This window comes from Stenotrophomonas sp. AGC87 (genome assembly GCF_057333975.1).
The window spans coordinates 131,115-133,267 of record NZ_JBHFHW010000032.1 but is presented as its reverse complement, the minus strand read 5'-3'; the positions used below and the strand labels follow the sequence as shown (position 1 = coordinate 133,267).

3 protein-coding genes are annotated in these 2,153 nt (G+C 69.0%); all 3 read left to right on the top strand.

Going from position 1 to position 2,153, the window contains the following annotated elements; genetic code table 11:
* Positions 1-148 precede the first annotated feature (148 nt).
* From ACE026_RS13320 to ACE026_RS13310, 3 genes are read left to right on the top strand one after another with little or no spacing between them, the layout of a single operon-like run.
* Positions 149-733, top strand: coding sequence for an RNA polymerase sigma factor (locus tag ACE026_RS13320; RefSeq protein ID WP_486039352.1), 585 nt, complete (start codon positions 149-151; stop codon positions 731-733).
* Positions 730-1,248 (top strand): hypothetical protein, encoded by a 519-nt coding sequence (locus ACE026_RS13315; protein WP_486039351.1) that lies wholly within the window; start codon positions 730-732, stop codon positions 1,246-1,248. The genes ACE026_RS13320 and ACE026_RS13315 overlap by 4 nt, the downstream gene beginning before the upstream one ends.
* Positions 1,249-1,259: 11 nt before the next feature.
* Positions 1,260-2,141, top strand: coding sequence for a DUF4097 family beta strand repeat-containing protein (locus tag ACE026_RS13310; RefSeq protein ID WP_319623570.1), 882 nt, complete (start codon positions 1,260-1,262; stop codon positions 2,139-2,141).
* Positions 2,142-2,153 lie beyond the last annotated feature (12 nt).

The following is a 2,153-nucleotide window of genomic DNA, read 5'->3' as shown; positions in this document are numbered from 1 at the left end:
CCGCCAGGCGGCGGCCGGGGGACATTTGCCGAGGGGCCTGCCGGCCGCTACGGGGCCCTTCCGCTCGCGGCAGGCTGGATCGGAGACACAACAAAAAGAATGTTACCGGCGGCTTAAACCTTTTCCATGCCCCCCGCATCCAACGGATATGCTCGACACGACCATGCCCGCCTCCAGCGCCACGAACCAGGCCGACGCCGCCGATGACCACGCCCTGGTGCGTGCCGCGGCTGCCGGTGACGTGACCGCGTACGAACGCATCTACCGACGGCATTCGCCGCGTGTGTACGCCGTGCTGTGGCGGCTGTGCGGCGGGCACGCGGCCCGCGCCGAGGATGCCCTGCAGGAGGCCTTCCTGCAGGCATGGCGCGCCCTGCCGGGCTTCCGTTTCGAAAGCAGCCTGGGCACCTGGCTGCACCGCCTGGGCGTGAATGCAGCGCTGATGGAACTGCGCGCCAACGCCACCGGCGATGCACGCGATGCCGGTGAGGAGGGCTGGGAGTCGCTGGCCATGCTGCCCGCCCAGGACCGCTGCGCCGGCACCTCGATGGACCTGGAGCGCGCGCTGGAAACACTGCCGCCACGGGCCCGCGCGGTCCTGGTCCTGCATGACATCGAAGGGTGGAAACACCAGGAAATCGCCGACCAGCTGCAGATGGCCGTCGGCAGTTCCAAAGCACAGTTGCACCGTGCACGCAGCCTGCTGCGTGCACGCTTAGGAGAAACCGCATGAACCCCCATGATTCCGAACACGACGAACTGACTGCACGCCTGCGCGCCTTGCCTGCCGAGCGCGTTCCGCCGGCACGGGTGTGGCAGGGCATCGCCGCACAGTTGCCGGCCCAGGGCCAGGTGCACGCCCCGGCGGTTGCCGTGGCAACGCTGCCGACACGCCGCCGGCGGGAGCGCTGGCCGCTGCGCATCGGGCTCGGCCTGGCCGCCGCGCTGGCGCTGCTGATGGTGGTGCCTACGCCAGTCCCGCATACGCCAGCGCCGTCGCTGCTGCAGCGCCAGGCCGATGCGATGGCCGGTGAATACCAGCAGGCCATTGCGGCGCTGCCCAGTGCCGATGTCACCGATGAGTGGCGCCCGGCCCTGCATGAACTCGATGCCAGCGCGGACAACATCCGCGCGGCCATCGCTGAAAATCCCCGCTCGCGCTATCTGCTCGGGCAACTGCAGCGTACCTATGCGCTGCGGCTGGAACTCACCCAGCAGGCGGTGCTGTCCGCCGGCCTGCCCACTTGAAGGAGAACCCCATGCGCATTCCTCTGTCCCTGATCGCGGCCCTGGCCCTGTGCCTGCCGCTGGTTGCCCAGGCCGCTACCAACGTCAATGAGCGCCACCCACTGGGCGCCGGCGGCCGCGTGGAGATCAGCAACATTGCTGGCAAGGTCACCGTGCGCGGCTGGGACCGCAACGACGTGGCATTGACCGGTTCGATGGCCGATGGGCTTACCCTCAAGCAGGACAAGAGCAGCAACCGTGTGCGCTGGGAAGTGGAGTACCCGCGCGGCCGCAGCAATGGCGGGGCGACCCTGGAGCTGCGCGTGCCACGTTCGGTGGAAGTGCAGCTGGGCACCGTCAGCGCAGACATCGATGTGGCCGATATCGACGTGCGCCGCCTGCAGGCCAACAGTGTCAGCGGCAGCATCACCGCGGCCGGGCGCAGTGGCGAGACCACGTTGAACACAGTCAGTGGTGGCATCCGCTCGCAGCTGCAGACCGCACGCCTGGATGCGCGCACGGTCAGTGGCCAGTTGCTGGCCGGCGGTGGGGCGTCAGGGGAAGTGGCGGCCGAATCGGTCTCCGGCCGGGTCAACGTCAATGCCGGGCGGATCCAGCGGCTGGCGGTGGAAACCGTCTCGGGCAGCCTGGATGTGAGCGCGACCGGCATGGCGCCGGGCGGCAAAGTGACGATGCAGACGGTCAGCGGATCGGTCGCGCTGAAGCTGCCGGCCACTGTCTCGGCGCAGTTGAACGTCAAGACCTTCAGCGGTGGGATCCAGTCCGACGCCGGGCAGGTGGAAAAGCCGCGCTATGGCCCGGGCAGCAGCCTGGATGCGCGTCTGGGGTCGGGCGATGGGGATATTTCGATCAACTCCCATTCCGGGAGCGTGCGGGTCAGCCTGGGCCGCTGAGTGCGGCCAGCG

Bases quoted from the DNA above. Each gene is read 5' to 3' on its own strand.
- ACE026_RS13310 (WP_319623570.1), top strand. From the start codon at position 1,260: ATGCGCATTCCTCTGTCCCTGATCGCGGCCCTGGCCCTGTGCCTGCCG.
- ACE026_RS13320 (WP_486039352.1), top strand. From the start codon at position 149: ATGCTCGACACGACCATGCCCGCCTCCAGCGCCACGAACCAGGCCGAC.
- ACE026_RS13315 (WP_486039351.1), top strand. From the start codon at position 730: ATGAACCCCCATGATTCCGAACACGACGAACTGACTGCACGCCTGCGC.